Annotated in this window: 27 protein-coding genes; 13 read left to right on the plus strand and 14 right to left on the minus strand. The window is 64.0% G+C overall.

Annotation, left to right across the window (positions count from 1 at the left end):
• Window positions 1-152: 152 nt before the first annotated feature.
• The 4 genes from RAD16_RS29595 to RAD16_RS29610 all read left to right on the plus strand — a co-directional run bounded on the left by RAD16_RS29595 (window position 153) and on the right by RAD16_RS29610 (window position 5,545).
• Entirely contained in the window at window positions 153-1,691 is a 1,539-nt protein-coding gene (locus RAD16_RS29595; protein ID WP_458161364.1) for a YifB family Mg chelatase-like AAA ATPase, read from the plus strand.
• A 120-nt stretch (window positions 1,692-1,811) separates the two neighbouring features.
• Complete coding sequence (locus RAD16_RS29600) at window positions 1,812-2,285, plus strand: hypothetical protein (protein ID WP_458161365.1); 474 nt, start codon at window positions 1,812-1,814, stop codon at window positions 2,283-2,285.
• A gap of 194 nt (window positions 2,286-2,479) precedes the next feature.
• Entirely contained in the window at window positions 2,480-4,708 is a 2,229-nt protein-coding gene (locus RAD16_RS29605) for an ATP-binding protein (protein WP_458161485.1), read from the plus strand.
• A 207-nt stretch (window positions 4,709-4,915) separates the two neighbouring features.
• On the plus strand, window positions 4,916-5,545 hold the full coding sequence (locus RAD16_RS29610; RefSeq protein WP_458161366.1) for a histidine phosphatase family protein: 630 nt from the start codon (window positions 4,916-4,918) through the stop codon (window positions 5,543-5,545).
• A gap of 12 nt (window positions 5,546-5,557) precedes the next feature.
• Here the strand turns inward: RAD16_RS29610 and coaA are convergent, their stop codons facing one another.
• From coaA to hisB, 7 genes are all read right to left on the minus strand, one after another.
• Window positions 5,558-6,514: a type I pantothenate kinase gene (gene coaA, locus RAD16_RS29615; protein ID WP_458161367.1), complete on the minus strand. Its 957-nt coding sequence runs from the start codon at window positions 6,512-6,514 to the stop codon at window positions 5,558-5,560.
• 27 nt (window positions 6,515-6,541) lie between these two features.
• Window positions 6,542-6,862, minus strand: a complete 321-nt coding sequence (locus RAD16_RS29620; RefSeq protein ID WP_458161368.1) for a phosphoribosyl-ATP diphosphatase — start codon at window positions 6,860-6,862, stop codon at window positions 6,542-6,544.
• 78 nt (window positions 6,863-6,940) lie between these two features.
• A complete protein-coding gene (hisF, locus tag RAD16_RS29625) occupies window positions 6,941-7,714 on the minus strand; it encodes an imidazole glycerol phosphate synthase subunit HisF (RefSeq protein WP_458161369.1) in 774 nt (257 codons plus the stop codon).
• Window positions 7,715-7,717: 3 nt separating this feature from the next.
• Window positions 7,718-8,461, minus strand: a complete 744-nt coding sequence (gene hisA / locus RAD16_RS29630) for a 1-(5-phosphoribosyl)-5-[(5-phosphoribosylamino)methylideneamino]imidazole-4-carboxamide isomerase (protein ID WP_458161486.1) — start codon at window positions 8,459-8,461, stop codon at window positions 7,718-7,720.
• Complete coding sequence (gene hisH, locus RAD16_RS29635) at window positions 8,458-9,108, minus strand: imidazole glycerol phosphate synthase subunit HisH (RefSeq protein WP_194465315.1); 651 nt, start codon at window positions 9,106-9,108, stop codon at window positions 8,458-8,460. The genes hisA and hisH overlap by 4 nt, the downstream gene beginning before the upstream one ends.
• A complete protein-coding gene (locus tag RAD16_RS29640) occupies window positions 9,105-9,635 on the minus strand; it encodes a DUF2628 domain-containing protein (protein WP_458161370.1) in 531 nt (176 codons plus the stop codon). The genes hisH and RAD16_RS29640 overlap by 4 nt, the downstream gene beginning before the upstream one ends.
• Before the next feature lie 64 nt (window positions 9,636-9,699).
• Window positions 9,700-10,293: an imidazoleglycerol-phosphate dehydratase HisB gene (gene hisB, locus RAD16_RS29645; protein WP_458161371.1), complete on the minus strand. Its 594-nt coding sequence runs from the start codon at window positions 10,291-10,293 to the stop codon at window positions 9,700-9,702.
• A gap of 254 nt (window positions 10,294-10,547) precedes the next feature.
• Between hisB and hslV the strand changes: the two genes are divergently transcribed.
• The 5 genes from hslV to RAD16_RS29670 all read left to right on the plus strand — a co-directional run bounded on the left by hslV (window position 10,548) and on the right by RAD16_RS29670 (window position 14,775).
• Window positions 10,548-11,108: an ATP-dependent protease subunit HslV gene (gene hslV / locus RAD16_RS29650; RefSeq protein WP_458161372.1), complete on the plus strand. Its 561-nt coding sequence runs from the start codon at window positions 10,548-10,550 to the stop codon at window positions 11,106-11,108.
• Between the two features lie 17 nt (window positions 11,109-11,125).
• Entirely contained in the window at window positions 11,126-11,611 is a 486-nt protein-coding gene (locus tag RAD16_RS29655) for a GNAT family N-acetyltransferase (protein WP_458161373.1), read from the plus strand.
• Entirely contained in the window at window positions 11,608-12,225 is a 618-nt protein-coding gene (locus tag RAD16_RS29660; RefSeq protein WP_458161374.1) for a DUF2585 domain-containing protein, read from the plus strand. Before RAD16_RS29655 ends, RAD16_RS29660 begins: the two co-directional genes overlap by 4 nt.
• A gap of 49 nt (window positions 12,226-12,274) precedes the next feature.
• Entirely contained in the window at window positions 12,275-13,579 is a 1,305-nt protein-coding gene (gene hslU, locus RAD16_RS29665; RefSeq protein WP_458161375.1) for an ATP-dependent protease ATPase subunit HslU, read from the plus strand.
• Between the two features lie 71 nt (window positions 13,580-13,650).
• A complete protein-coding gene (locus tag RAD16_RS29670) occupies window positions 13,651-14,775 on the plus strand; it encodes a hypothetical protein (protein WP_458161376.1) in 1,125 nt (374 codons plus the stop codon).
• Here the strand turns inward: RAD16_RS29670 and RAD16_RS29675 are convergent.
• From RAD16_RS29675 to RAD16_RS29685, 3 genes are read right to left on the minus strand one after another with little or no spacing between them, the layout of a single operon-like run.
• The gene (locus RAD16_RS29675) at window positions 14,772-15,356 is read right to left on the minus strand and encodes a Smr/MutS family protein (RefSeq protein WP_458161377.1); all 585 of its coding nucleotides are present in this window, start codon (window positions 15,354-15,356) and stop codon (window positions 14,772-14,774) included. The two genes, RAD16_RS29670 and RAD16_RS29675, sit on opposite strands and share 4 nt — an antisense overlap.
• On the minus strand, window positions 15,353-16,873 hold the full coding sequence (gene mltA / locus RAD16_RS29680; protein WP_458161378.1) for a murein transglycosylase A: 1,521 nt from the start codon (window positions 16,871-16,873) through the stop codon (window positions 15,353-15,355). Before mltA ends, RAD16_RS29675 begins: the two co-directional genes overlap by 4 nt.
• The gene (locus RAD16_RS29685) at window positions 16,851-17,558 is read right to left on the minus strand and encodes a Tim44/TimA family putative adaptor protein (protein WP_458161379.1); all 708 of its coding nucleotides are present in this window, start codon (window positions 17,556-17,558) and stop codon (window positions 16,851-16,853) included. The genes mltA and RAD16_RS29685 overlap by 23 nt, the downstream gene beginning before the upstream one ends.
• A gap of 416 nt (window positions 17,559-17,974) precedes the next feature.
• On the opposite strand from RAD16_RS29685, the gene secB reads away from it, so the two are divergent.
• A complete protein-coding gene (gene secB / locus RAD16_RS29690) occupies window positions 17,975-18,463 on the plus strand; it encodes a protein-export chaperone SecB (RefSeq protein ID WP_326904988.1) in 489 nt (162 codons plus the stop codon).
• A gap of 22 nt (window positions 18,464-18,485) precedes the next feature.
• On the opposite strand, the gene dnaQ is transcribed toward secB, so the two are convergent.
• Genes dnaQ through RAD16_RS29710 form a run of 4 tightly spaced genes read right to left on the minus strand, consistent with a single transcriptional unit; the run spans window position 18,486 to window position 21,305 of the window.
• Window positions 18,486-19,205 carry a DNA polymerase III subunit epsilon gene (gene dnaQ / locus RAD16_RS29695; RefSeq protein ID WP_458161380.1) on the minus strand — a complete coding sequence of 240 codons (720 nt, stop codon included), beginning with the start codon at window positions 19,203-19,205 and terminating at the stop codon, window positions 18,486-18,488.
• A 29-nt stretch (window positions 19,206-19,234) separates the two neighbouring features.
• Window positions 19,235-19,834: a dephospho-CoA kinase gene (coaE, locus tag RAD16_RS29700; RefSeq protein ID WP_458161381.1), complete on the minus strand. Its 600-nt coding sequence runs from the start codon at window positions 19,832-19,834 to the stop codon at window positions 19,235-19,237.
• Window positions 19,835-19,856: 22 nt separating this feature from the next.
• Entirely contained in the window at window positions 19,857-20,465 is a 609-nt protein-coding gene (locus tag RAD16_RS29705; RefSeq protein WP_458161382.1) for a Maf family nucleotide pyrophosphatase, read from the minus strand.
• Window positions 20,466-21,305 (minus strand): pyruvate, water dikinase regulatory protein, encoded by an 840-nt coding sequence (locus RAD16_RS29710; RefSeq protein WP_458161383.1) that lies wholly within the window; start codon window positions 21,303-21,305, stop codon window positions 20,466-20,468. It lies immediately after the preceding gene.
• Between the two features lie 458 nt (window positions 21,306-21,763).
• Here RAD16_RS29710 and hemJ point away from each other — a divergent pair, with 458 nt between their 5' ends.
• The 3 genes from hemJ to mnmE all read left to right on the plus strand — a co-directional run bounded on the left by hemJ (window position 21,764) and on the right by mnmE (window position 25,386).
• A complete protein-coding gene (hemJ, locus tag RAD16_RS29715) occupies window positions 21,764-22,198 on the plus strand; it encodes a protoporphyrinogen oxidase HemJ (RefSeq protein WP_458161384.1) in 435 nt (144 codons plus the stop codon).
• A 249-nt stretch (window positions 22,199-22,447) separates the two neighbouring features.
• A complete protein-coding gene (gene rho, locus RAD16_RS29720; protein WP_458161385.1) occupies window positions 22,448-23,713 on the plus strand; it encodes a transcription termination factor Rho in 1,266 nt (421 codons plus the stop codon).
• Between the two features lie 317 nt (window positions 23,714-24,030).
• A complete protein-coding gene (gene mnmE / locus RAD16_RS29725) occupies window positions 24,031-25,386 on the plus strand; it encodes a tRNA uridine-5-carboxymethylaminomethyl(34) synthesis GTPase MnmE (RefSeq protein WP_458161386.1) in 1,356 nt (451 codons plus the stop codon).
• The last annotated feature ends 222 nt before the right edge of the window (window positions 25,387-25,608 follow it).

The following is a 25,608-nucleotide window of genomic DNA, read 5'->3' on the forward strand; positions in this document are numbered from 1 at the left end:
GGATGTGCTGATGAGAGCCGCTCGCATTCGAGGCGTAGTGTCGGCGCTGTGTTTACGGCTGGTTAGGGTTTGCGCGCCCCGGAATTTGTTCTTGTATTGTTCTTGCAGCGGATAGCGGGTTCTGCTACCCTTGATTGCAGAAGAGGACAGGCATGGTTCAGCGGGTTTCTACCGTCGCCTTTGAGGGGATCGAGGCCCGCGCGGTCGACGTGCAGGTGCAGGTCGCGCCCGGCCTGCCGGCCTTTGCCATCGTCGGCCTGCCGGACAAGGCGGTGTCGGAGGCGCGCGAGCGGGTCCGCTCGGCGCTGATTGCCTCGGGTCTGGCGCTGCCGGCGCGGCGGATCATCGTCAATCTGGCGCCGGCGGACCTGCCCAAGGAAGGCAGCCATTATGATCTCCCGATCGCGCTCGGGCTGATGGCCGCGATCGGCGCGATCCCGCCGGACGCGCTGACGGGTTTTACCGTGCTCGGCGAGCTCGGCCTCGACGGCTCGATCGCACCCGTGGCCGGCGTTCTGCCGGCTGCGTTCGGCGCCAATGTGCGCGAGGAAGGGTTGATCTGCCCGGCCTCCTGCGGCTCGGAAGCGGCGTGGGCGAGCCCTGATATCCAGATCATCGCCGCACATTCGCTGATCCAGATCGCCAACCATTTCAAGGGTACGCAGGTGCTGTCGCGGCCCGTGCCAAAGGTGCATGAAGCAGCAAGCTCGCCGCTCGATCTGCGCGACATCAAGGGCCAGGAGAGCGCCAAGCGCGCGCTGGAGATCGCGGCCGCCGGCGGGCATCATTTGCTGATGATCGGCGCGCCCGGCGCCGGCAAGTCGATGCTGGCGGCGCGGCTGCCGTCCATTCTCCCGCCGCTGTCGCCGGGCGAACTGCTCGAGGTCTCGATGATCGCCTCCGTTGCCGGCGAGATCGAGGGTGGTGCGCTGACGTCGCGGCGGCCGTTCCGCTCGCCGCATCATTCCGCCAGCATGGCCGCGCTCACCGGCGGCGGCATGCGGGCAAAGCCCGGCGAGATCTCGCTGGCGCATCAAGGCGTGCTGTTCCTCGACGAGCTGCCGGAGTTCGATCCGCGCGTTCTGGATTCGCTGCGCCAGCCGCTGGAGAACGGCGAGGTCGCGGTGTCGCGCGCCAATCATCGCGTCACTTATCCCGCCCGCTTCATGCTGGTTGCCGCGATGAATCCCTGCCGCTGCGGCAATGCCTTCGAGCCCGGCTATGCCTGCAAGCGCGGTCGCATCGATCGCTGCACCGGCGACTATCAGGCGCGCATCTCCGGCCCGCTGATGGACCGCATCGATCTGCGCATCGAGGTTCCCGCGGTGACCGCGGCCGACCTGATCCTGCCGCCGCCGGCGGAAGGATCCGCCGAGGTCGCCGCACGCGTGGCCGCCGCACGCGATATCCAGCTCGCGCGCTATGCGGACGCGGGCCTGCCCAAGGTCCGCACCAATGCCGAGGCGCCGGCCTCCGTGCTCGAGGACATCGCCAAGCCCGATGCGCAGGGCCAGAAGCTGCTGCGCGATGCCGCCGAGACCATGCGGCTGTCGGCGCGCGGCTATCACCGCGTGCTGCGGGTCGCGCGCACGCTCGCCGACCTCGACGGCGCCGAGAAGATCGGCCGGCTGCATCTCGCCGAAGCTTTGTCCTACCGCGCACTCGCGGAGGATGTGCGGCAGATGGCTTGATCATTCCGCGCATCAACCCGGCGGTAACGAGTTTCCTTTACGCTCTGCAAACCATAAGGCCACGAGTTACAGGGGTCAGTTCCCGAGCGGCCTTCGCGAGTCCTTGGCGAGTAGAGTGTCATGTTGCGTTTCAAGATCCTGGCCTCGGTTGTTCCCCTGCTGGCGGCTGCGGTGTTTGCCCGCAGCGAGATCGGATCGGTCTCGCACCCCTGCATCGCCGTGGGCGACACCTCCGTCGAGCTGACGACCCTGTTCTGGACCGCCGGCGTCCATGTCGCGTTCACCGACGATCCGGAGCGCGCCACGGTGCGGGTTCAGATCACCGACGATGCGAACGGTGCGGACTTCGCGGTCGTGGACGATGGTCTCGGCTCCGAGACCGATTCCTGCGAGGCCCGTCCGGCGAACCGCCTCATCACCATCGCCGCTCAGCCTGTCGACGGCGGTCCGGTGATCTACCTCTCCACCGACGGGCCGGCCGATTACCGCATCTATGTGCGCTCGAAGACGTTCTCACAGCGCGAAGCGGCGGCACTGATTGTCGGCGCCCATGGCGGCCACCGCCCGCTCCCGCTCCAAGCCGCCTCGCTCTAAGTTAGAGCATGATCTTTCCGGAAGACCGCTGCGCACTTTGCGCTAACGCGGCCCTTCGGGTCCGGATCATGCTTGAGCCATTAACACCTCGCTAACCCTGTTTGGAGGCGGAAACAAAGCCTCAAGCTGTTCGCAAGGTCGGCGCGACATCGTCGCACGCGGCGGGGTGGGGTTTCGGACAAGGGTCGGTGACGATGGGTCGGACGTTCCGGATCAAGGTGCGCATGCGCCGTTTCAGGCGGCAGCATCCCCGCATCCACTTCGCCATCCGCTCCTTCATGATCTTCTCGGCGACGTTCGGCGGCGCCTATGGCTTCGTCTCCGGCAGCCGCTCCGAGAATTCCGGCTACGATCCCAATACGTTTGCGATCGGCGCGAGCTTTCTGTTCGCCCTCGCCTGCCTTGGCCTCGCTACGCTCAGCATGCGGCTGCGCTTCGTCAACAAGCGGCTGCGGACGCTCGCCGCCCACAACGAGGCACTGATCGATCGTAATTGGGAGCTGAAGGAAGCGGAAGAGCGCGCCCGCAGCCTGTTCGAGCAGCAGGGCGACCTCATCGTGCTGCGCGACCACCAGGGCCGCATCACCTTCGCCAATGACGCCTATTGCGCGCTCGCCGGACAGGCGCGCGGGGCGCTGGTCGGCACGCGGTTCGATTTCGACGTGGTGGAGCAGGGCGACAGCGCCCGCGAGAGCAACGGCACGCGCATCCACGACCAGCGGATCACGACGCCGCTCGGCGCGCGCTGGATCGCCTGGCGCGAAGGCTATGTCCGTCTCGATGCCGGCCAGGCGGCTGAATTGCAGAGCGTGGGCCGCGACGTCACCGACCGCACCGAGACCGAACGCGCGCTGTCGGAGGCGCGCGACCAGGCCGACGCCGCCAACCGCGCCAAGTCGCGCTTTCTCGCGATGGCCTCGCACGAGATTCGCACGCCGTTGAACGGCATCATCGGCATGGGCGGCCTGCTGCTCGACACCACGCTGACGCCGGAGCAGACGACCTATGCCAGGGCGGTGAAAACCTCCGGCGAAGCCCTGATGGCGCTGATCGAGGAGCTGCTCGACTATTCCAAGATCGAGGCCGGCAAGCTCGATCTCGAGCAGCGTCCCTTTGCGCTCTCGACCCTGATCGAGGAGATCACCGAGCTGCTGGCGCCACGGGCGCAGGCCAAGCAGCTCGAGATTGCCGCCTATGTCGACGAGCGCCTGCCGCTCGAAGTGGTCGGTGATTCCGCGCGGCTGCGCCAGGTGCTGCTCAACCTTGCCGGCAACGCCATCAAATTCACGGCGCACGGCGGCGTTACGCTGATCGTCGAGCCCGGCATCTGGCCGAACGAGATCAGCTTTCTGGTCCGCGATACCGGCATCGGCATCGCGCCGGAAGCGCAGCAGCGCATCTTCCGCGAATTCGAGCAGGCCGACGAGCGTGTCGCGCGCACCTATGGCGGCACCGGGCTTGGGCTGGCCATCAGCGAACGCATCGTCAAGCGCATGGGTGGCCGCATCACGCTCACGAGCGAGCCGGGCAAGGGCGCGACCTTCGAGGTCGCGGTGCCGCTCGCGCCATCGCAAACCGGCGCCGGGCAGACCGGATTCCCGAGCCCTGATCTCTCCGGCAAGTCGATCCTCCTGGTCGCCGATGGCATCGAAGCCTCGCTGATCGCGCGGCGGCTGGAGCGCTGGGGCGGTCAGACTTGTCTCGTCACTGATGCCGCCGTCGCGGAGGTGCTGCTGCCGGAACGCTCTTGGCATGCGGTGCTGGTCGACCGCGCGATCGGTCCTGCAATCGCCGATCGGCTCGGCGAAGTGGCGCGCACACACGCGCTGCAACGGCTGGTGCTGCTGACGTCGAGCTCGCGCCATGAAAAGCTCTCGCCGGCCTTCACCGGCTTCCTAGTAAAACCGCTGCGCGCGGCCTCGCTCGCTGCTCGCCTCGCGCTGACGCCACCGGAGGTCACCTCGCCCGACCTCGCGCCGGAGCCACCGGCTGAAGCCACGCCGGCGACACCGGCAAAGGAGCTCTCGATCCTCGTTGCCGAGGACAACGAGATCAACGCGCTGCTGATGCGCTCGCTGCTGACCAAGCTCGGCCATCGCGTCGTCATCGCCGTCCATGGCGAGGCCGCGCTGGAATCCTGGCTGGCAGCGTCGTCGGCCGGCACGCCCTACGATCTCGTGCTGATGGACATCCAGATGCCGCAGCTCGACGGCATCGAGGCGACCAAGCGCATCCGCGCCCATGAGGCCGCCACCGGCGGTCATCACACGCCGATCCTCGCCCTCACCGCCAACACTTTGGTCGAGGATCGCTATGCCTGCTTCGAGGCCGGCATGAACGGGTTTCTGATCAAGCCGCTCGATCGCGAGAAGCTGGACGAGGCGCTGGCGGGACTGGCGGCATCACGGCATCTGGTGGTGTAGCCCGCGCTCTCTCCCCGTCATTGCGAGCGCAGCGAAGCAATCCAGACTGCCTCCGCGGAAGGATTCTGGATTGCTTCGCTGCGCTCGCAATAACGGTGTGGTGAGAGGCGTGCCCCGTGCGTCCCTCGCCGATAATAGGCAATTGAAATCCAACGCAGTGCGCATCATCATCCTTCGGGGGCTCGGTTTCCGACGAGGATATCGCGCATGAATGTGCTTTCCCGCCTCTCCGTCATCGTCCTGCTCGCCGTTTTCTCCCAGGCCGCCGCAGCGGACACGTCGCAGCTCATCACCTCGTTGAAGCAAGGCGGCTACGTTCTGGTATTTCGGCACACCGCAACCGACGACAGCCAGAAGGACGTCTATCCCTTCAAGTTCGACGACTTGAGTACCCAGCGCCAGCTGAGTGAGAAGGGTAGGGATATGGCGCGTCAGATCGGGGCGGCAATCCAGGCGCGCGCGATTCCGATCGGGGATGTCTACACAAGCCGTCTGAACCGCGCGATCGAAGCCGGCAAGCTGATCACCGGCAAAGAGTGCAAACCGGTCGACGCATTGACGGACAGCAGCAACGCCAGCGCATCGGGAATGGCAAACCCCACCGCTGCGAACGCAAAGGCCGGAACGGCCGTGCGCCAGCTCGTCGATCGATCGCCGACGGCCGGCACGAACACCGTCCTCGTCACTCACAAGACGAACATTGCCGATGCCTTCGGCAAGGAGGCCGGAGACGTTCAGGAAGGCGAAGCCTTCGTCTACCGCGCCAACGGCTCCGGGCCCGCGACTTTCATGGCACGCATCAAGCCCGCCGATTGGACGGCGAAGGCCGACCAATAGGAGGCGGCGAATCTACAGCCGCCGCAGCGCCACGCTCTCCACCACGTGATCCGCGCCCTTCTTCAGGATCAGCGTCGCGCGGGGACGCGTCGGCAAAATGTTGTCCTCGAGATTGGCGAGGTTGGTGCGCTCCCAGATCGCGATCGCGGTCGCGGTTGCTTCCTCGTCCGACAGCAGCGCATAACGGTTGAAGTAGGACTTTGGATTGGTGAATGCGGTGTCCCGCAGCGCCAGGAAACGCTTGATGTACCAGCGCCGCAGCGCCGCCTCATCCGCGTCGATATAGACCGAGAAGTCGAAGAAGTCGGAGACGACGGGCACCGCCTTGCCGTCACGCGGCAGCTTGCCGGTCTGCAGCACGTTGACGCCCTCGACGATGAGGATGTCGGGCTGGTCGATCTCCACCCACTGGTTCGGCACGATGTCATAGGTCAGATGCGAATAGACCGGCGCGCGGACATTGCGGCGGCCGGACTTGATGTCGGAGAGGAAGCTCAGCAGCAGCGGCAGGTCGTAGCTTTCCGGAAAACCCTTCTTCTGCATGATGCCCTGCCGGTCGAGCACCGCGTTGGGATAGAGGAAGCCGTCGGTGGTGATCAGCTCGACCTTCGGCCGCGGCGACCAGCGCGCCAACAGAGCCTGGAGCACGCGGGCCGTGGTGGACTTTCCGACCGCGACTGAGCCGGCGACGCCGATGATGTAGGGCATCTTGCGGTCGCGGATATTGAGGAACTGGCGCTCAGAATAATACAGACGCTGCATCGCATCGACATAGATCGACAAGAGGCGCGACAGCGGCAGGTAGATGTCCTCGACCTCCTGCAAGTCGAGGCGGTCGTGCAGCGACCGCAGCCGGTCGAACTCGCCCGGCTCCAGCGTCATCGGGGTGTCGTCGCGAAGTCGCGCCCATTCCTCCCGCGTATAGACGCGGTAGGGATTATATTGCTGCTCGGGTGCGCGGATATCCATGACGCGACCTTTCCGTTGGGGCTTATCCTAGCCCTTACGCGACGCTTTCTCTTCCAACCCAGACATATTCGTACGCTTGTCGAGCGCTGCCTCAACCTCCTCCAGCTTTACGCCACGGGACTTGAGCAGCACAAGGAAGTGATAGAGCAGGTCGGCGCTCTCGGCGATCAGATGCGCGCGATCGTTTTCGACTGCTGCGATTACGGTTTCGACTGCTTCCTCACCGAACTTCTTGGCGCAATGCTCGGCGCCCTTGTCCAGGAGTTTTCGGGTATAGGACGCCTCCCCACCTGAGGCCGCGCGGGCGTCGATGGTCTCGGCCAGATCATGGATCGTGAAACGCGGCATCGGACTTACTCAGAAACACATGAGGCCGTGGAGGCCATTCCCCGCCGGCCTGTGTAGCATTTTTACGAAGCGGAGTCGTCAGGCATCCAGGCGCATGGGCAGCCCGCGCCGGGCCATGTGCTCCTTGGCTTCACGGATGGTGAATTCCCCGAAGTGGAAGATCGAGGCGGCCAGCACGGCGGTGGCGTGCCCGTCGCGGATACCGTCGACGAGGTGGTCGAGATTGCCGACGCCGCCCGAGGCGATCACCGGAACGGAAACGCTGTCGGCTATCGCCCGGGTCAGCGGGATGTCAAAACCCTGCCGGGTGCCGTCGCGATCCATCGAGGTGAGCAGAAGCTCGCCGGCGCCCAGCGAGACCACTTCCTGGGCATATTCGATGGCGTCGATGCCGGTCGAGTTGCGGCCGCCATGGGTGAAGATCTCCCAGCGGTCGCCGCCCGGGCGCTTGACCCGCTTGGCATCGATCGCGACCACCACGCACTGCTCGCCGAATTTTTCGGCAGCTTCCTTGACGAACTCGCGCCGCGACACCGCGGCACTGTTGATCGAGACCTTGTCCGCGCCGGCGCGCAGCAGCGTCTTGATATCGTCCACCTTGCGCACGCCGCCGCCGACGGTGACGGGCATGAAGCAGGCTTCCGCCGTGCGGCGGACCACGTCCAGCATGATGCCGCGGTTCTCATGGGTCGCGGTGATGTCGAGGAAGGTCAGCTCGTCGGCGCCGGCAGCGTCATAGGCGATCGCGGCTTCGACGGGGTCGCCGGCATCGCGCAGGTCGACGAAGTTGACGCCCTTGACGACGCGGCCATCCTTGACGTCGAGGCAGGGGATCACACGCACCTTGAACATCTGTCAGCTCCCGGGCGCGCGCGCATTGCGGATCAGGGTGAGGGCGGCCGCGGGATCGAGCCGGCCATCGTAAAGCGCGCGGCCGGCGATCGCGCCGGCGAGCTTTTTCGCCCGCGGCGTCAGCATCGCCTTGACGTCCTCGATCGACGCGAGGCCGCCGGAGGCGATCACCGGAATGGAGATGCTATCAGCCAGCGCGATGGTCGCATCGAGGTTCAGGCCCTTGAGCAGGCCGTCGCGCGCGATGTCGGTGAAGATGATGGCCGCAACGCCGGCATCCTCAAACCGCTTTGCGATCTCCAGCACCGTCACCTGCGAGGTCTCGGCCCAGCCTTCGACCGCGACCTTGCCGTCGCGGGCGTCTAGCCCGACCGCGACGCGGCCCGGAAACTTCTTCGCCGCAGCCTTCACCAGTTCAGGATCGCGCACCGCAGCGGTGCCGATGATGACGCGGGTGATGCCCTTGTCGAGCCAGGCTTCGACGGTGGCGAGATCGCGAATGCCGCCGCCGAGCTGCACCGGGATCTTGATCGTCTTCAGCATCGCCTCGACGGCCTGCGCGTTCACCGGCTTGCCGGCAAACGCACCGTCGAGATCGACGACGTGGAGATATTCAAAGCCCTGCTCGACGAAGCTCTGCGCCTGTGCGGCCGGATTGAGGTTGAACACGGTCGCGCGCGCCATGTCGCCTTGCTCGAGGCGCACACACTGGCCGTTCTTGAGGTCGATTGCCGGAAAGAGAATCACGGTTTCCATCGCAAAAAGTTCGAGATCAAAGCGAGGCCGAAGCGCTGGCTCTTCTCGGGGTGAAACTGCGTGCCGATGGCGGTGTCCTTGCCGACGATCGCGGTGACAGGCCCGCCGTAATCGGCGCGCGCGAGCACGTCCGCCTCGTTGGCGGCGTTGAGGTGGTAGGAGTGCACGAAATAAGCGTGCTGGCCCTTGGGGCCGAGCGGCAGCTTGTTCAGCACCGGGTGCTCCTGCAGCAGCTCGAGCGTGTTCCATCCCATGTGCGGGATCTTCAGGCTCTCGTCGCGCGGCGTGATCTTCTCGACGTCGCCGCCGATCCAGTTCAGGCCTTCGGTGATGACATGCTCCTTGCCGCGGCTCGCCATCAACTGCATGCCAACGCAGATCCCGAAGAACGGCCGCGCCTTGACGCGCACCGCTTCCGTGATCGCCTCGACCATGCCGTTGACGGCATCGAGCCCGCGCCGGCAATCGGCGAAGGCGCCGACGCCCGGCAGCACCAGACGGTCAGCCTCGTAGGCCTGATCAGGATCGCTGGTGACGAAAACCTTTTGCGGATTTTCGAGGCTGCGCGCGGCGCGCTCAAAGGCCTTGGCGGCGGAATGCAGATTCCCGGAACCGTAATCGATGATGGCGACGCTCATCTTGACCCTCCCGGTTCTGGAAACAAACCAATGATGCCGCCGGCCGGAAGCGGCGGCGGGTTCGAGAATTGCTGACCCGGCGTGGTGCGGGTCGGCGGCGGGCCGCCGCGGTCGACGGCCCATTGATCGTTGACGATGCCGTGCTGCCTCTGGCTCCAGCGCTCGAAGAAGCGGCGCTCGGCGGTGTCCTCGTCATCGGCAATGACGACGTCGAGCTGACGCCATTTGCCGCGCGAGAGCGTCCAGCGGCGCAGGCTGGAGCCTTCAAAGCCCATCAGCAGCGCGACGATGATATTGGCGAAGAAAATCGCGCTGCGGCCAACGCCGAGGCTATGCAGCCCGGCATCGAAGGCAGCCAGGAAGATCACCCAGCCGATCAGCGCCAGCCAGAGCCTGTTCCACAGCAGCCAGAACGGGCCGACCACCATCGCCCAGAAATGAAAACCGTCGCGCACGAACACGAACTTGTCGGTCGCACGCAGATCGGCTCCGCCAGGGAAGGGAGCGTGAACTGTGTAGACAGGCATGGTGATGCCCCGTTCCTAGGAATTCAGTGGTGCCGCCCGCAGCGTTCGCCGCAAGACGGAGATGTCAGCCGCCGAGCGAGCCCTTGGTGGACGGGATCTCGCCCACCGCCTTCGGATCGATCGCAACCGCGGTGCGCAGCGCCCGTGCCAGACCCTTGAAGCAGGACTCGGCGATATGGTGGCTGTTATCGCCATATAGGGTCTCGACGTGGAGAGTCACGCCAGCGTTGATGGCGAAGGCCTGGAACCACTCGCGCACCAGCTCGGTGTCGAACTCACCGATCTTGGCGCGGGGAAAGTCGGCCTTGAACACCAGGAACGGGCGGCCCGAAATGTCGATGACCACGCGCGACAGCGTCTCGTCCATGGGCATGTGCACGCCGGCATAGCGGGTAATGCCCGCCATGTTGCCGAGTGCCTGCTTGACCGCCTGGCCGAGCGCGATGCCGGTGTCTTCGGTGGTATGGTGATAATCAATGTGCAGGTCGCCCACCGCCTTGACCGTGAGGTCGATGCGGGAATGGCGGGCGAGGAGATCGAGCATATGGTCGAAAAAGCCGATGCCGGTCGCGATATTGGCCACGCCGGTGCCATCGAGGTTCACGGTGACCTCGATGTCGGTTTCCTTGGTCTTGCGCTTGATCGTCGCGGTGCGCATGGAAAATCGGTTTCCACTTTGATTCTGAGCATGATCCTGTCGGAAAACCGGTACCCACTTTTCCGGATCATGCTCTTTGAGCCGAAAACGCCAGTCTCTTAACAGCCAAATGACGCCTTCGCTACTGCGGGAACGACTGGCGGGGCCTCCACTTCTGCCTATGGTGAGCGAAATTGGGCCCGGAGCGGCCGTTATGCCCAGGTTGTCCCCTTGCCCCCGACCCCCTAAATCAGGCCGGACAACGAGGTACTTCAATGCGGGATTCCCAGAACAGCTCGCCGGGCTGGCACGGCACCACGATTTTGACGGTCCGCAAGGACGGCAGGGTGGTGGTCGGCGGCGACGGTCAGGTCTCGATCGGCCAGACCGTGATCAAGTCCAACGCCAAAAAGGTCCGGAAGCTCGGCAAGGGCGACGTGATCGGCGGCTTTGCCGGCGCCACTGCCGACGCTTTCACCCTGTTTGAGCGGCTGGAAGCCAAACTCGAGCAATATCCGGGGCAGCTCACCCGGGCCGCGGTGGAGCTCGCCAAGGACTGGCGCACCGACCGCTATCTGCGGCGGCTGGAGGCCATGATGATCGTGGCCGACAAGGACGTCTCCCTGGTGCTGACAGGCACCGGCGACGTGCTCGAGCCCGAGGCAGGCGTCATGGCGATCGGCTCCGGCGGCAATTACGCCCTGGCGGCGGCGCGGGCCCTGCTCGACACCGATAAGGACGCCGAGACCATCGTCCGCCGCTCCCTCGACATCGCCGCCGAGATTTGCGTCTACACCAACCGCAATTTGACCATCGAAAGCCTGCCGACCGGCTAGGCCAGACCGGACAGGACATGGCGCCCGCCTACGCCTTCCGCCCGATGACCGTGACCGACCTGCCGCTGATCCGGCAGTGGCTGGGCGCGGCCCATGTGCGGGAATGGTGGGGCGATCCGGACGAGCAGTTTGCGCTGGTCAGCGGCGACCTCGACGAGCCCGCCATGGACCAGTTCATCGTGTTGGCCGGCCAGCAACCCTTCGGCTATCTTCAATGCTACCGCCTGACCGCCTGGAATACGGGCTTCGGGCCGCAACCGGAGGGCACGCGTGGGATCGATCAGTTCATCGGCGAAAGCGACATGATCGCGCGCGGTCACGGCTCGGCGTTCATCCGTCAGTTTGTCGATAAGCAGTTTGAGAGCGGCCTGCCGCGCATGGTCACCGATCCCGACCCGCTCAACGCGCGGGCCCTGCGTGCCTATGAGAAGGCCGGCTTTGTCCGCGACCGCATGGTCGAGACACCGGATGGCGCGGCGCTGCTGATGGTGCGCGAACCATGACACTGACGCAAACGCACCAGAGCAAGGTCGCAACACCGCCGCTTACCTGGGTCGGCGTCGCGCTGCTGTTATTGGCGCTGCAGGCCTCGATCCTGTTTGCAATGGGACGGGTGCCGATCTGCACCTGCGGCTACGTCAAGCTCTGGCACGGCGTGGTGAACAGCTCGGAAAATTCGCAGCACATCGCAGACTGGTACACGTTCTCGCACATTCTGCACGGCTTCCTGTTCTACGGCCTGACCTGGCTGCTGTTCGTGCGCCTGCCGCTCGTACGCCTTTCCTGGCCGGCGCGGCTGATCATTGCGATGCTGATCGAAGGCGCCTGGGAGATCGTCGAGAACTCGCCGTTCATCATCGAGCGCTACCGCGCCGGCACGATCTCGCTGGATTATTACGGCGACAGCATAGTCAATTCGGTCTCCGACAATCTGGCCATGGTGCTGGGGTTCCTCGTCGCGCGCCTCCTGCCGGTCTCGATCACGGTCCTGATCGGGCTCGCCTTCGAAATCATGCTGGCGCTCCACATTCGCGACAATCTGACGCTCAATATATTGATGCTGATCCATCCGATCGACGCCGTGAAACAATGGCAATCGGGTCCGCCCATCATCTGACCTAAAATGCGGCTTGTTCTCGGCCGCCTCCCGCCCTAGCTAAGCAGACATGACAGACTTCTCCCCCCGCGAAATCGTTTCCGAACTCGATCGTTTCATCGTCGGCCAGGCCGATGCCAAGCGCGCCGTGTCGATCGCGCTGCGCAACCGCTGGCGCCGGCAGCAGCTCGAAGGCTCCCTGCGCGAGGAGGTGTTGCCGAAGAACATCCTGATGATCGGCCCCACCGGCGTCGGCAAAACGGAAATCGCGCGGCGTCTCGCCAAGCTGGCGAACGCGCCGTTCCTGAAGGTGGAAGCCACGAAGTTCACCGAGGTCGGCTATGTTGGCCGCGACGTCGAGCAGATCGTCCGCGATCTCGTCGAGGTCGCGATCGCCCAGGTACGCGAGCGCAAGCGCAAGGACGTGCAGGCACGGGCCCAGCTCGCCGCCGAAGAGCGCGTACTCGACGCGCTGGTCGGCGCCAATGCCAGCGCGGCGACGCGGGAGTCGTTCCGCAAGAAGTTGCGCGCCGGCGAGCTCAACGACAAGGAAATCGAGATCGAGACGCAGGGCGGCGGCAGCGGCATGCCGATGTTCGAAATCCCGGGCATGCCCGGCGCCCAGATGGGCGCGATCTCGATCGGCGACATCTTCGGCAAGCTCGGCGGCCGCAGCAAGACGCGGCGGCTGACGGTCGAAGGCTCCCACGAGATCCTGGTCAACGAGGAATCCGACAAGCTGCTGGACACCGATCAGCTGACGCTGGAGGCGATCAGCGCGGTCGAGAACAACGGCATCGTGTTCCTGGACGAGATCGACAAGATCTGTGCCCGCGAAGGCCGCGCCGCCGGCGACGTCTCGCGCGAGGGTGTGCAGCGCGATCTCTTGCCGCTGATCGAGGGCACCACGGTCTCGACCAAGCACGGTGCGGTCAAGACCGACCACATCCTGTTCATTGCCTCCGGCGCCTTCCACGTCGCAAAGCCGTCCGACCTGCTGCCGGAATTGCAAGGCCGCCTGCCGATCCGTGTCGAGCTGCAGGCCCTGACCCGCGACGACATGCGCCGCATCCTGACCGAGCCCGAGGCTTCGCTGATCAAGCAATATGTCGCGTTGCTGCAGACCGAGGGCGTGACGCTCGACATCACCGACGGCGCCGTCGACGCACTGGCCGACGTCGCGGTCGCCGTCAATTCCACCGTCGAGAACATCGGCGCGCGGCGGCTCCAGACCGTGATGGAGCGGGTGCTGGACGAGATCTCCTTCACCGCCCCCGACCGCAGCGGCGAGACCGTCAAGATCGACGCCGATTTCGTGCAGAAGCACGTCGGCGACCTCGCCAAGAACGCCGATCTGAGCCGGTTCATTTTGTAATTCGGCCGGGGTCAGCTATCTATCGGGCCGTCGTCCCCGCGAAAGCGGGGACCCGTTAGCCCTGACGGTCCTTGTTGAAACAAATCCTGCAAAACCCCTGGCGGCTGCTGCTCGCGATCAACGCGGCGGTCATCGTCGGCGTGTTCATTCACAAGATCCAGCTGCCGCCCTACGTCCCCTACATCCACCTTCTCGTCGACTACCATCTTGGCTTCATCAAGCGGGCGCTGATCGGGGCGGTCATCGCGCTGTTCACGGACAAGGTGCCGGTCTGGCTAGTGTTCGCGCTGGGCGGGGTGACCTGGCTGGTGACACTTGGGCTGTACGCAAAACTGTTTCAGAAGACGTTCGGCTTCACCGCGAAGACGCTACCGCTGTTCGTGTTCATCGCGGGCTCGCCGTTCTTCCTGAAAAACTTCATGCATACGCTGGGCCATTTCGACATCTATGGCTGCGCGCTCGCGCTCATCCTGCTGCTGATGCCGGCGCGCTCATTGCTGTTCGTCGCTATGGCCGCGCTGTTCTCGATTATCCTCGTGCTGATCCACCACATCCATCTGCTGATGTATGTGCCGACGATCATCACCATCGTCGTGATCAGGCATTACCTCGCCTATGGCTTCGATCGCACCAACATCGCCTTTGGCATCGTCGCCTTCGCCATCGTCTCCGCGCTGTTCTTCGCCGCGCAGTTTTTGGGAACGATGCCGATCCCCGAAGCGGATTTCGTCGCGCATCTGAGGACCCGGATGGCCGATCCGACGCGGACCGATCTGCTGCAATTCGCCTATATCTGGTACCAGCCGCTGGCCAAGGAGATCTCGGACACCTGGGGCCGGCTGCCGCATAACATCCTCGGCCTGCCCGTGTTCGCGCTGCTGATCTGGCTGCACACGCCGCTGTGGCGCTTCTTCGCCAAGCTGATCGGCGCGCTCGCGAGCGAGCTGCACCGCCGTCTCGTCATCGCGGCGCTAACAGGCGTCAGCTTCGCTTATCTCGTGATGTTCGCAATGGTGTTCGACTATTCGCGCTGGATCTCGAACTGGGCGGTCTGCATGTTCCTGATCCTGCACGCCGTGAAGATGCTGCCCGCCGCGCGCGAGACGGCGCTGATCCCCGAGGAGGATCAGAAGACAAACGTCTTCGGCCTGATCATCACCTTGATCCCGCGCGTCGGAATCGTCCGACCGTTCTAGAATCTCGCCCGGCGAATGCGAACGTAGAGCGCGCCCTCGCCGCCATGGCCGATGGCAGCCTCCTCGAACCCGACCACGAAGGCGCGGAATTCCGGCAGGCTCAGCCATTCCGGCACCTGTCGCCGCAGCACGCCGCTTTCGCCACCGCTGCGTCCCTTGCCGGTGATGACGAGCACGAAGGTCATGCCGTCATGATGGGCGCGGTGCAGGAAGCCGGTGAGAGCACGATGGGCGCGCATCTGGGTCATACCATGTAGGTCGAGCCGCGCCTCGATCTCGCTGCGGCCGCGCGACAGTTTTGTCCGCTCGCGCTTGCCGAGCGGTGCCAAAGGCGGCATCGCCGGTTTCGCCACACGCGGCGCCGGCGCGGCAGCAATCGGACGGGACGATGATGCAGGTCGCGGTTCGGCGGGCGAAGGCTCGGCGCGCGGCGCGGCCTGCGTCTTGGTCGCGCGTAGCTTCTTCAGCGGCTTGACCTGTTTTGCCACGAGCTCCCACAGCTCACGCTCTTCCTCGCTCAGTGCGCGGCGGCGCGGCGAGGGGCGAGGCTCAAGCACGGGCGGACGGGACGATCGCTTCATTGCTGTCGATGGGATCGATTCTTCACTGGCCGCCGCGGCTCCTGAACCGGCTCGATCGCGGGACGCGGCACCGGCAGCGGGACGGGGTTGGCGACAGCGACCGTCTCACTCTTGCCTTGCGTCACGGCTGCGGCCGGCTTGGCCTGATCGCTCTGCGGAAACAGCTTTGCGATCTTCTCCGAAGGCCGTGGGTCCGGAACCGGCAGCTTCGCGCCACGCGCTGAGGGATCGACGCCCTTCGGCACCAGCATGACAAAATGCATCGGATGGCGAAGCCGCCCCGAGACGCGGCCAGCCTCCTGGCCGGCACCAAAATAGAGATCGGCGCGTGCGGGGCCGATGATGGCCGAGCCGGTGTCCTGCGCGATCATCAGCCGGTGGAACGGCGTCTTGGCGCGCTCGGAATCAATCGGCAGCTCGCCCTCGATGAAGAACGGCGTGCCGTAGACATGCAACGCCTTGTCGACCGCGATTGAGCGGCCGGCGGTCAGCGGAATGCCCTGCGCGCCCACCGCCTCGTCCTTGTCGGAGAGATTGACCTCGCGGAAGAAGATGTAGGAGCGGTTCTGCCGCCGCAGCTCCTTGGCGCCATCTGGGTTTTGCGTCATCCACTCCCTGATCTTCTGCATCGACATCTCTTCCTTCGGAATGATGCCGCGCTCGATCAGGATGCGACCAACGGCGGTGTAGGGATAACCGTTATAGGCGTCGTAGTTCAGCCGGACCGTGCCGCCGTCGTCGAACTTGATCCGGGCCGAGCCCTGGATCTGCGCGAACAGGAGATCGGTCGGGTCCTTCAGCCAGGCGATCTCCAGCCCGCGGCCGGCGATCTTGCCGTCCTCGATCTCGCCGCGATCGTAATAGGGCACGAGCTTGCGGCGGCCGATCTTGCGATAGACCGGGCCCTTATTGGGCAGGCTGACCGAATCCTGCTTATAGCCGCGCACGAACAGATTCGACGGACGGCGATAGACCGGCACGTTGAAGACATCGGTCTGCGTGCGCGAGCCCTCCAGCACCGGCTCGTAATAGCCGGTGACGAAACCATCGGGCTCGCCCAGGCGCGAAATCCGCAGCGGCGAAAAATTCTCTTCAAAGAATGTCTTCGCCTTGGCGTCGTCGCCGAGCTCGAGCGATTTGGCGACCTTGCACGGCTCGCTCAGCGAAGCCCCGAGCGCCTTCGGCTCGGGAGCGCCGGTCTGCGCATTGATCGGCTTGCAGCTGGCGCGGAACGTCTTGTACGCCGCGAGATGATCGTCGTCGCTCCAGCCCTTCACGTCGGCCCAGGCCAGCGGCATATATTGCGCGCCGGGGATCTCGAATGGGAGAGGGAGCTGCGGATAGGGCAAGGCCCGCGCCGGAGCCGCGGGCAGTTGCGGGAGATGGTGGTGGTGATTGCGATAGTGACGCCGCGCCGCCTCGGCACCGAGCGAAAACGACGAAAGCACGACGGCACCCGCGCAAAGCGCCGTCGCGCCGTTCTTCAGAAAGAGCCTAATTCGCGCTTCCGGTGCCAACCAGCTTCCAGTTCGGATCGCGAGAGGTGGTGTCGCGGGCGAAAGTCCAGATATCGGTGATGTCGGCTACCGTGTCGGCGCTGCCGTCGACGATGGTACCGGCCTTGTCTCGGGTGGCCGAGATCATCTGCGAGACGAAGCGGATCGTGAGCTGGGCCGTGCGGTCGCGCAGCTCGGCGCCGACGAGCTCGGCCTTGTCGATCGAGACGAAGCGCGTCTCGGTCTTCTGCTCGTTCTTCTCGCGCTCCTTGATGGCGGCGTCGAAGCTGTCATAGACCTCCGACGACAACAGGTCGCGCAGCGCGCGGCGGTCGCCATTGGCAAAGGCCAGCACGATCATCTCATAGGCACCGCGGGCGCCCGAAATGAAGTGACGCGGGTCGAAGGTGGAATCCTTGTCGACGATGGCGTCGAGACCTTGCGCCAGCGCGGTGCCCGGTTCCGCCAGACCCTTCCAGCGATCGGACGGTGGGGCCGGCTCGACCGTTGGCGCCAGCGGGGCCTGATCGATCACCTTGCCCGGCATGGTCACGACGTTCTTGTCTTGGGCACCCCCCAGCGCATTGCGGGCGGCACTATGGTCGAACGGCGGCCGTTCGTTGCCGGTGCGCTGCCCCAGCACGCTGCGCAGCCTCAGGAAGATGAAGACCGCCAGCGCCAGGAAGATGATGGTGTAGATGTCCACGTCGTATTCGCTTTCTGGTCTTCTCAAGAAGGGCCGACTAGAAGGGGTCGTCGCCGGGAAAATGATCCGGCCAGTAGACCGTTCCATACGGAAACGGCAAGTCTACATCACCATTTTTGGGTCCGAGCGTCAGGTCCGTGGGATGTAGGCACGAAATCTTGCCCGGCCAATGGCGCCTTTTGGCACAGCGCGGATTGTAGCGCGTTTTATGCTTAAGGGGAAACCCGATCCTGCCCGGAAATCGCGCATCTTCAATCGTTTAAGGCGCGATTTCGCCGAAAGGCCGACCTGAGCGTCACAGTTGTGGGCACGGTCCGGATCCGCCGTCCGGGGCCGTTCGTCCTTGTGGAATGAGGCGGCCCTATGTTAGCCAACCGCCGCGAAATTCAGCCCCAATCGGGTAAGGAGAGACTTTCATGACCAACGGTAACGGCACCCCTCCCGAGGCGGCCCAGGCTCCCCAGCTCAACGTGCTGGCGCAGTACACCAAGGACCTCTCGTTCGAAAATCCGAACGCGCCCACCTCGCTCCAGCAGCAGAGCCAGCCGCCCCAGATCAACATCCAGATCAATGTCGGCGCCAACAATCTCAGCGAAACCGAGTTCGAGGTGACGCTGTCGGTTGAAGGCAAGGCCGAGACCGCGGGCAAGATCATGTTCTCGTTCGAGCTCGCCTATGCCGGCGTGTTCCGCATCACCAACGTGCCGAAGGAGAACCTGCATCCGCTGGTCATGATCGAATGCCCGCGCCTGCTGTTCCCGTTCGCCCGCGAGATTATCGCCACCGCCGTGCGCGATGGCGGGTTCCCGCCGCTGATGCTGGATCCGGTCGACTTCGTTGGTCTCTATCGTCAGAACATGGAGCGGCAAATGGCCGCCCAGGGCGGTCAGACCGGCCAAGCGTAACTAACAGGCGTAACTAAGAGGCCTAACCGGCCGGATTGGCGCAAGCTGGAGCGGGCAGAAACTCGTTCCAGATCGCCTTGTCGCCCATCGTTGCGATGAAGGCCCGATGGGCCTCGCGCTCGGCATCAGTCACCCGCGGCGCGAGCGGCACAAGCCGTTGCCGCCGCGGTGCATCGCCGGCGGCATTGACCCTGATCTCTTCGCTCTCCGAAGCCAGCAGCAACTGCGACTGCCGCGCTCCCACCAGATCGACATAGACTTCGGCCAAAAGCTCGGAGTCGAGCAACGCGCCGTGTTTGGTGCGGTGTGAATTGTCGATCGAATAACGCGAACAGAGATCGTCGAGCCGGTTCGACACACCCGGATGCTTGCGCCGCGCCAGCAGCAGCGTATCGACCAGTCGCTCGCGCGGGATTGCCGGGCGCTTGATGCGATCGAGCTCGGCATTGATGAAGCTGATGTCGAACGAAGCGTTGTGGATCACCAGCGGCGCATCGCCGATGAACTCCAGGAACGCATCGACCACTTCGTGGAACAGCGGCTTGGTCGAGAGAAACTCGGCCGACAGGCCGTGCACCGCAAAGGCTTCCGCCGGCATGTCCCGTTCGGGATTGATGTAGACGTGATAGGTCTGGCCCGTCGGCATGCGGTTGAAAATCTCGACGCAGCCGATTTCGACCAGCCGATCGCCGCGAAGCGGATCGAGGCCGGTGGTTTCGGTATCGAGAACGATTTCACGCATGATTTGGGACGCCGTCTGAAGGCGGCGAATCAGCTCCGCCGCTGCGGCATCTTAACGACCTCGGCCAGGATATGCGCGATTTGGGCGCGCACCGGTTCAAGTCCGTGTGACGTATCCACCACGAAATCGGCCCGCTTGCGCTTCTCGGCATCCGGCGTCTGCTTGGCGATGATGGCATCGAGCTTGGCCTCGTCCATCGTGCCGCGCGCCAGCACCCGCTGACGCTGAACTTCCGCCGAGGTCGAGACCACGACCACGGCATCGACCCGCTTCTCGCCGCCGGTTTCGAACAGCAGCGGGATGTCGAGCACCACGACCGGCGCCTTGGCGGCTTCCGCATCGGCAAAGAATTTTTTCCGGGACGCACCGAGCATCGGGTGAACGATCTGCTCGAGCTGTTTGATCGCGGCGGGATCGTGCACCACGCGCGCGGAGAGTTTGGCCCGGTCGACCTTGCCGTTCACGGTGGTGCCGGGAAAGGCGGCCTCGATCGCCGGCGCAGCCTCGCCTTCGTAGAGCTGATGGACGGCGGCATCGGCGTCATAGACCGGCACGCCGGCCTCCGCGAACAATTTCGCGGTGGTCGATTTGCCCATTCCGATCGAGCCGGTCAATCCGAGGATCAGCATCAGCGCCTAGCCATTTTATCGTTCAGACCGCAACTAGCCGTTCGCGCCGCAGGAACGCAAGCAGCGGCAGCAGCGGCAGGCCGAGAATGGTGAAATGATCGCCCTCGATGCGCTCGAACAGATGGATGCCGAGCCCCTCGAGCTGATAGGCGCCGACACTGGTTGTCACAGCATCGCCGGCGGCATCGAGATAGGCCGAAAGCTCAGCGTCGGTCATCTGCCGCATGGTCATGCGGGCAACCGAAACATCCTCGAAGACGATCTTGCCGTCATGCGCCACGGCAACGGCCGAATTCAGCTCGTGGCTGTTGCCGGCGAGATCCCGCAATTGCGCCAGCGCCTGAGCGCGGTCGGCGGGCTTATTGAAGAGGCGGTTCCCGAGCGCCAGCGTCTGGTCAGCACCGATCACGTAGCTTCCGGGATGATTCACCGAAACCGCTTTCGCTTTCTCGCGGGCCAGCAGCAGGCCGATCTCGCGCGGATTCGAAAGCTTGGAAGCGGCCTGAATGCCGCGCTCGTCGATGTCGGCCGTGATCGCGTTGAATTCGAGACCGGCGTTGGCCAGCAGCATCTTTCGCGCGCTGCTCTGCGAAGCCAAGATTAACGGAGACGTGCCGCACCAGATAGCCATTTATTCCGGAGGCCGGTTGCGCTGGCGATCGCTGTAGAGCTTCATGATTGCGGCCGCGGTTTCCTCGATCGAGCGTCGGGTGACGTCCAGCAGCGGCCAGTCATGCTTGGCGCTGAGCTTGCGTGCGAACGCGACTTCCTCAGTGACCGACTGCCTGTCCGTATAGGTGTCGCTGCCCGACTCGGCGCCCATGGAGAGCAGGCGGTTCTGGCGAATCTGGATCAAGCGTTCCGGCGTCGCGTGCAGGCTCACCACCAGCGGCCGTGTCAGCTTCTCCAGTTGTTCGGGCACCGGAATGCCGGGGACTAGCGGCACGTTGGCGGTGCGGATGCCGCGGTTGGCGAGATAGATCGACGTCGGCGTCTTCGAGGTGCGGGATACGCCGACCAGCACCACGTCGGCATCGTCGAGGCCTTCGACATGCTGACCGTCGTCGTGGATCATCGTGTAGTTCAGCGCGTCGATGCGCTTGAAATATTCCGCATTGAGAACGTGTTGGGCGCCGACGCGGCCGGTGGTCGCTGCGCCAAGATAGGCCTCGAACAACTGCATCACCGGCCCGATGATCGACAGGCTCGGAACGTTGATCCCCTTGCACTTGTCCTCGAGCCTGGAGACCAGATCCTTCTCCAGCAGTGTGAACAGCACGATGCCCGGCGCTTCCTCGATCTCGTCGAGCACGCGATCGAGCTGCTTCTGGCTGCGCACGAGCGGATAGACGTGCTCGACCGGCGTCACATTGGCGTATTGGGCTGCGACCGCCCGCGCCACGGTGATCAGCGTCTCACCGGTGGAGTCGGAGACCAGGTGCAGATGGAAATAATTGTTCGAGGTCGGCACAAAAACTCTTTGGATGGAGACGGGGTGGTTTGTGGATTTCTGTGGAGCTTAACCCCTCGGAAAGGGATGTGCGACACCAGGGGCGGGACAAGTGCCAATTTTCTTCACACCGCTGCCCGTCAGAACAAGTCCGGCGCCTCGCCAAAGGGGAAGCGGGATTGCGCGGACAACCCCCTTGATAAGCTGCCGACAGAAACGCGCAAGCCTTTGAAGCCGGCCGACTTATCGCAAATCGCCGCAGTGCCTCGGGGACATGTTGAGGGATGTGAACAAGCGCGCGCGAACGCACGGATGGAATTGCGTGAGTCCAATCCACGGTCACTCAGACTCAAACCTTAAGAATCTAAGATTCTAGATTTGAGGAAGGCGCTACGGACGGATATGTGTGCAGGGTAAGACCTTAACGGGTTCTTACTATCCCCAGTTCCCTTTGCGGGCAGACATCCGGGCGCGAAGATATGTTCGAAGACGTCTATCTCTGGATCAAGGCGTTGCATGTGATCGCGGTCATCTCCTGGATGGCCGGCATGCTCTATCTGCCGCGGTTGTTCGTTTATCACTCCGAAGCCGAGATCGGCTCGAGGCAGTCCGAGACGTTCAAGGTGATGGAACGCCGGCTGCTCAAGGCGATCATCAATCCCGCCATGATCGTCACTTGGCTTGCCGGGCTGTATCTCGCCTGGGCCGGCCACTGGTTCACATTCGGCTGGCTGCACGTAAAACTGGCACTGGTCCTGGCGATGTCGGCGGTCCACGGCTTTTTTTCCCGCTGGCTGAAGGATTTCGCTGCTGACAAGCGCCCGCGAAGCCAGAAATTCTATCGTATTATCAATGAGGTGCCGACCATCCTGATGATTTTGATCGTCATCATGGTGATCGTGAAGCCGTTCTAGGCAGGCCGCGTGACGAATCGCTCAGCGCTTCGTCTTGCGGAGCCGAAAGCGATTTTCTATATTATCGATATCCCACCCAACGCAGGCGGATGTGGTTGTGTCCGAGCTTTCCAGAGGCCGGACACCGCATCAGGTTTGAAGCCTCACCGGCACTCACCTTGCCAGACCTGCGGACTTTATCTTCTCACGTCCGCATTTCAGAGCCACCTCGCACCCCCTCCCTAAAGGTTACCCCACAGGACCACCCCAATGCGGGAAATTAAACTCCAGGACCTCAAGTCGAAAACGCCGGCCGAGCTCGTCTCGTTCGCGGAAGAGCACGGGGTCGAGAATGCCAGCACGATGCGCAAGCAGGAGCTGCTGTTCGCCATTCTCAAGCAGCTGGCGCTGGCCGAAACCGACATCGTCGGCGAAGGCGTCGTCGAGGTTCTCTCTGACGGCTTCGGCTTCCTCCGCTCGCCCGATGCGAATTATCTGCCGGGCCCGGACGACATTTACGTTTCGCCCTCGCAGATCCGCCGTTTTGGCCTGCGCACCGGCGACACCATCGAAGGTCACATCCGCAGCCCGAAAGAGGGCGAGCGCTATTTCGCGCTGCTGAAGGTCAACACGCTCAATTTCGAGGACCCGGAAAAGGCCAAGCACAAGGTCAATTTCGACAACCTCACGCCGCTGTTTCCGAATCAGCGTTTCCGCATGGAAATCGACGATCCGACGCGGAAAGACCTGTCTGCACGCGTGATCGACATCGTCGCGCCGATCGGCAAGGGCCAGCGTGCGCTGATCGTCGCGCCGCCGCGGACCGGTAAAACCGTGCTGATGCAGAACATCGCGCACTCGATCACGCACAATCACCCCGAATGCTATCTGATCGTGCTGCTGATCGACGAGCGTCCGGAAGAAGTCACGGACATGCAGCGTTCGGTGAACGGCGAGGTCGTGTCGTCGACCTTCGACGAGCCAGCGGTGCGCCACGTCCAGGTCGCCGAAATGGTGATCGAGAAGGCCAAGCGCCTGGTCGAGCATGGCCGCGACGTCGTGATCCTGCTCGATTCGATCACCCGCCTCGGCCGCGCCTACAACACCGTGGTGCCGTCATCGGGCAAGGTGCTGACCGGCGGTGTCGATGCCAACGCCCTGCAGCGTCCGAAGCGCTTCTTTGGTGCCGCCCGTAACATCGAGGAGGGCGGCTCGTTGACCATCATCGCGACCGCGCTGGTCGATACCGGCAGCCGCATGGACGAAGTCATTTTCGAAGAGTTCAAGGGCACCGGTAACTCGGAACTGATCCTGGACCGCAAGGTCTCGGACAAGCGTACCTTCCCGGCGATCGACATTTCCCGCTCCGGCACCCGCAAGGAGGAGCTCATTACCGATCCGCAGGTGCTCAAGAAGATGTACGTCCTCCGCCGCATCCTCAATCCGATGGGCACCATGGACGCGATCGACTTCCTGCTCGACAAGCTGCGCTCGACCAAGAGCAATTCGGAGTTCTTCGACTCCATGAACACCTGAGTCAGGGTACAGCAAGACATCAGAGGGCGCCTTCGGGCGCCCTTTTTGTTGTGCGGCTTTGCTGCGGTAATGGTGCAGCATGGCTGACGGATCGGCCGGGAATTCGGAATTGCGATAAGCCGTTGATATATTTGTAGTATGATTGACGTCGACCGGCTGAATGGTTCCGAGCCGAGCCAGTATTGCAGCAAAATGCTACCCCGATATTGCGCTGCAATATAGTGATTGCTGCGGCCCTAAAGCGCAGCAAAAAGAGGGCGCCCGTCAGCCTGAAGACGCGCCGTTTGCCTTTTCCCCGCCAGCCGGACAAATAGGCCATGCATCCGCGAGACCAGACCATCTTTGCGCTGTCGTCCGGCCGTGCGCCGAGCGCGATCGCAGTGGTGCGCGTCTCGGGCCCGCGGGCCGGCCTGGTCCTGACGACCCTGGCAGGCAAGCTGCCGGCACCGAGGCAGGCGAGCCGCCGGCTGCTCCGCGACAGCGCTGGCCAGCCGATCGACGATGCGGTCGTGCTTTGGCTTCCGGGGCCGGGCAGTGCGACCGGCGAGGACATCGCCGAATTCCACATCCATGGCGGCCGCGCCGTGCTGTCGGCGTTGCTCGCCGCTATTTCGATAATTCCGAATACGCGGGCTGCCGAGCCCGGCGAGTTCACGCGGCGGTCGTTCGAGAACGGCAAGCTCGACCTCACCGAGGCCGAGGGCCTCGACGATCTCATTCACGCCGACACCGACCGCCAGCGCCGTCAGGCCCTGCGCCAGCTGCAGGGCCTGCTCGGCGATCGCGCGCGCGACTGGCGCGAGCGCATCATCGAGGCGTCGGCACTGATCGAGGCGGGTATCGATTTTTCCGATGAAGGCGATGTGCCCGCCGAATTGAGGGCGCCGGCCGTCGAGGCGATCAGAGCCCTGCATGACGAAATCACAAAAGTCCTTGCGGCACAGGGACATTCGGAACGCCTGCGCGACGGTCTCGTGGTCGCGATCGCCGGCGAGCCGAATGTCGGCAAGTCGACGCTGATCAATCAGCTCGCGCGCCGCGAGGTCGCAATCGTTTCGCCGCACGCCGGCACGACGCGCGACATCATCGAGGTGCAGCTCGATCTCGACGGCTATCCCGTCACTGTTATCGACACCGCCGGCATCCGCGAGACCAACGACCCGGTCGAGCAGGAAGGCGTGCGCCGGGCGCGAGTGCGCGCTGACGATGCCGACCTCGTGCTGTGGCTGGTCGAGGGCGAGCAGGCCGCCGATCCGGACGCGCTGCGGTCACTTCGGAAATCCGGAGACGGCGATCGGCCGGACGGCTCGGTCTGGATCGTCCGCAACAAGATCGATCTCGGCAAGGCCGGGGGCGTTGGGCCGAGCGGCGAGTTCCGGATCTCGGCGAGCCGGGGCGATGGCCTACCCGAGTTGGTCGTGGCGCTCGTGAAGTTCGCCGCCGATTTTTTTGGTACCAGCGAAGCCGCCGTCGTGACCCGAGCCCGCCAGCGAGACTTGTTGAGCTGCGCGTCAGACAGCTTGCGCCGGAGTCTCGAGCTTGTAGAAGAGGGCGAGGAGCTCGCCGCCGAAGAGCTGCGTGCCGCGGCCTTTGCCCTCGGCCGGCTGCTGGGCCGGGTGGACGTCGAGGACGTCCTGGGGGCCATCTTCCAGAAATTCTGTATCGGAAAGTAGCGCTAGTTCTTCAATGTAGAACTAGCGTTTGTTCCATTGCTTGCGTTTCACGTGAAACAGGGCGGCGCCGGTTCCACGTGAAACATGTTGCGGTTCTCTTTCGTAGCCCGGATGGAGCGAAGCGCAATCTGGGGCCGCTTTCACTCTGGCTGATGCCTGCCCCGGATTTCGCTGCGCTCCATCCGGGCTACGGATCCCGAGGTTCACGAGACAGCTGCAGGC

The organism is Bradyrhizobium sp. 18BD (assembly GCF_054185225.1).

Excerpts from the sequence above, each read along its gene's own strand:
- RAD16_RS29595 (WP_458161364.1), top strand. The coding sequence starts at position 153 with ATGGTTCAGCGGGTTTCTACCGTCGCCTTTGAGGGGATCGAGGCCCGC.
- RAD16_RS29600 (WP_458161365.1), top strand. The coding sequence starts at position 1,812 with ATGTTGCGTTTCAAGATCCTGGCCTCGGTTGTTCCCCTGCTGGCGGCT.
- RAD16_RS29605 (WP_458161485.1), top strand. The coding sequence starts at position 2,480 with ATGGGTCGGACGTTCCGGATCAAGGTGCGCATGCGCCGTTTCAGGCGG.
- RAD16_RS29610 (WP_458161366.1), top strand. The coding sequence starts at position 4,916 with ATGAATGTGCTTTCCCGCCTCTCCGTCATCGTCCTGCTCGCCGTTTTC.
- coaA (WP_458161367.1), bottom strand. The coding sequence starts at position 6,514 with ATGGATATCCGCGCACCCGAGCAGCAATATAATCCCTACCGCGTCTAT.
- RAD16_RS29620 (WP_458161368.1), bottom strand. The coding sequence starts at position 6,862 with ATGCCGCGTTTCACGATCCATGATCTGGCCGAGACCATCGACGCCCGC.
- hisF (WP_458161369.1), bottom strand. The coding sequence starts at position 7,714 with ATGTTCAAGGTGCGTGTGATCCCCTGCCTCGACGTCAAGGATGGCCGC.
- hisH (WP_194465315.1), bottom strand. The coding sequence starts at position 9,108 with ATGAGCGTCGCCATCATCGATTACGGTTCCGGGAATCTGCATTCCGCC.
- RAD16_RS29640 (WP_458161370.1), bottom strand. The coding sequence starts at position 9,635 with ATGCCTGTCTACACAGTTCACGCTCCCTTCCCTGGCGGAGCCGATCTG.
- hisB (WP_458161371.1), bottom strand. The coding sequence starts at position 10,293 with ATGCGCACCGCGACGATCAAGCGCAAGACCAAGGAAACCGACATCGAG.
- hslV (WP_458161372.1), top strand. The coding sequence starts at position 10,548 with ATGCGGGATTCCCAGAACAGCTCGCCGGGCTGGCACGGCACCACGATT.
- RAD16_RS29655 (WP_458161373.1), top strand. The coding sequence starts at position 11,126 with ATGGCGCCCGCCTACGCCTTCCGCCCGATGACCGTGACCGACCTGCCG.
- RAD16_RS29660 (WP_458161374.1), top strand. The coding sequence starts at position 11,608 with ATGACACTGACGCAAACGCACCAGAGCAAGGTCGCAACACCGCCGCTT.
- hslU (WP_458161375.1), top strand. The coding sequence starts at position 12,275 with ATGACAGACTTCTCCCCCCGCGAAATCGTTTCCGAACTCGATCGTTTC.
- RAD16_RS29675 (WP_458161377.1), bottom strand. The coding sequence starts at position 15,356 with ATGAAGCGATCGTCCCGTCCGCCCGTGCTTGAGCCTCGCCCCTCGCCG.
- secB (WP_326904988.1), top strand. The coding sequence starts at position 17,975 with ATGACCAACGGTAACGGCACCCCTCCCGAGGCGGCCCAGGCTCCCCAG.
- dnaQ (WP_458161380.1), bottom strand. The coding sequence starts at position 19,205 with ATGCGTGAAATCGTTCTCGATACCGAAACCACCGGCCTCGATCCGCTT.
- coaE (WP_458161381.1), bottom strand. The coding sequence starts at position 19,834 with ATGCTGATCCTCGGATTGACCGGCTCGATCGGAATGGGCAAATCGACC.
- RAD16_RS29705 (WP_458161382.1), bottom strand. The coding sequence starts at position 20,465 with ATGGCTATCTGGTGCGGCACGTCTCCGTTAATCTTGGCTTCGCAGAGC.
- hemJ (WP_458161384.1), top strand. The coding sequence starts at position 21,764 with ATGTTCGAAGACGTCTATCTCTGGATCAAGGCGTTGCATGTGATCGCG.
- rho (WP_458161385.1), top strand. The coding sequence starts at position 22,448 with ATGCGGGAAATTAAACTCCAGGACCTCAAGTCGAAAACGCCGGCCGAG.
- mnmE (WP_458161386.1), top strand. The coding sequence starts at position 24,031 with ATGCATCCGCGAGACCAGACCATCTTTGCGCTGTCGTCCGGCCGTGCG.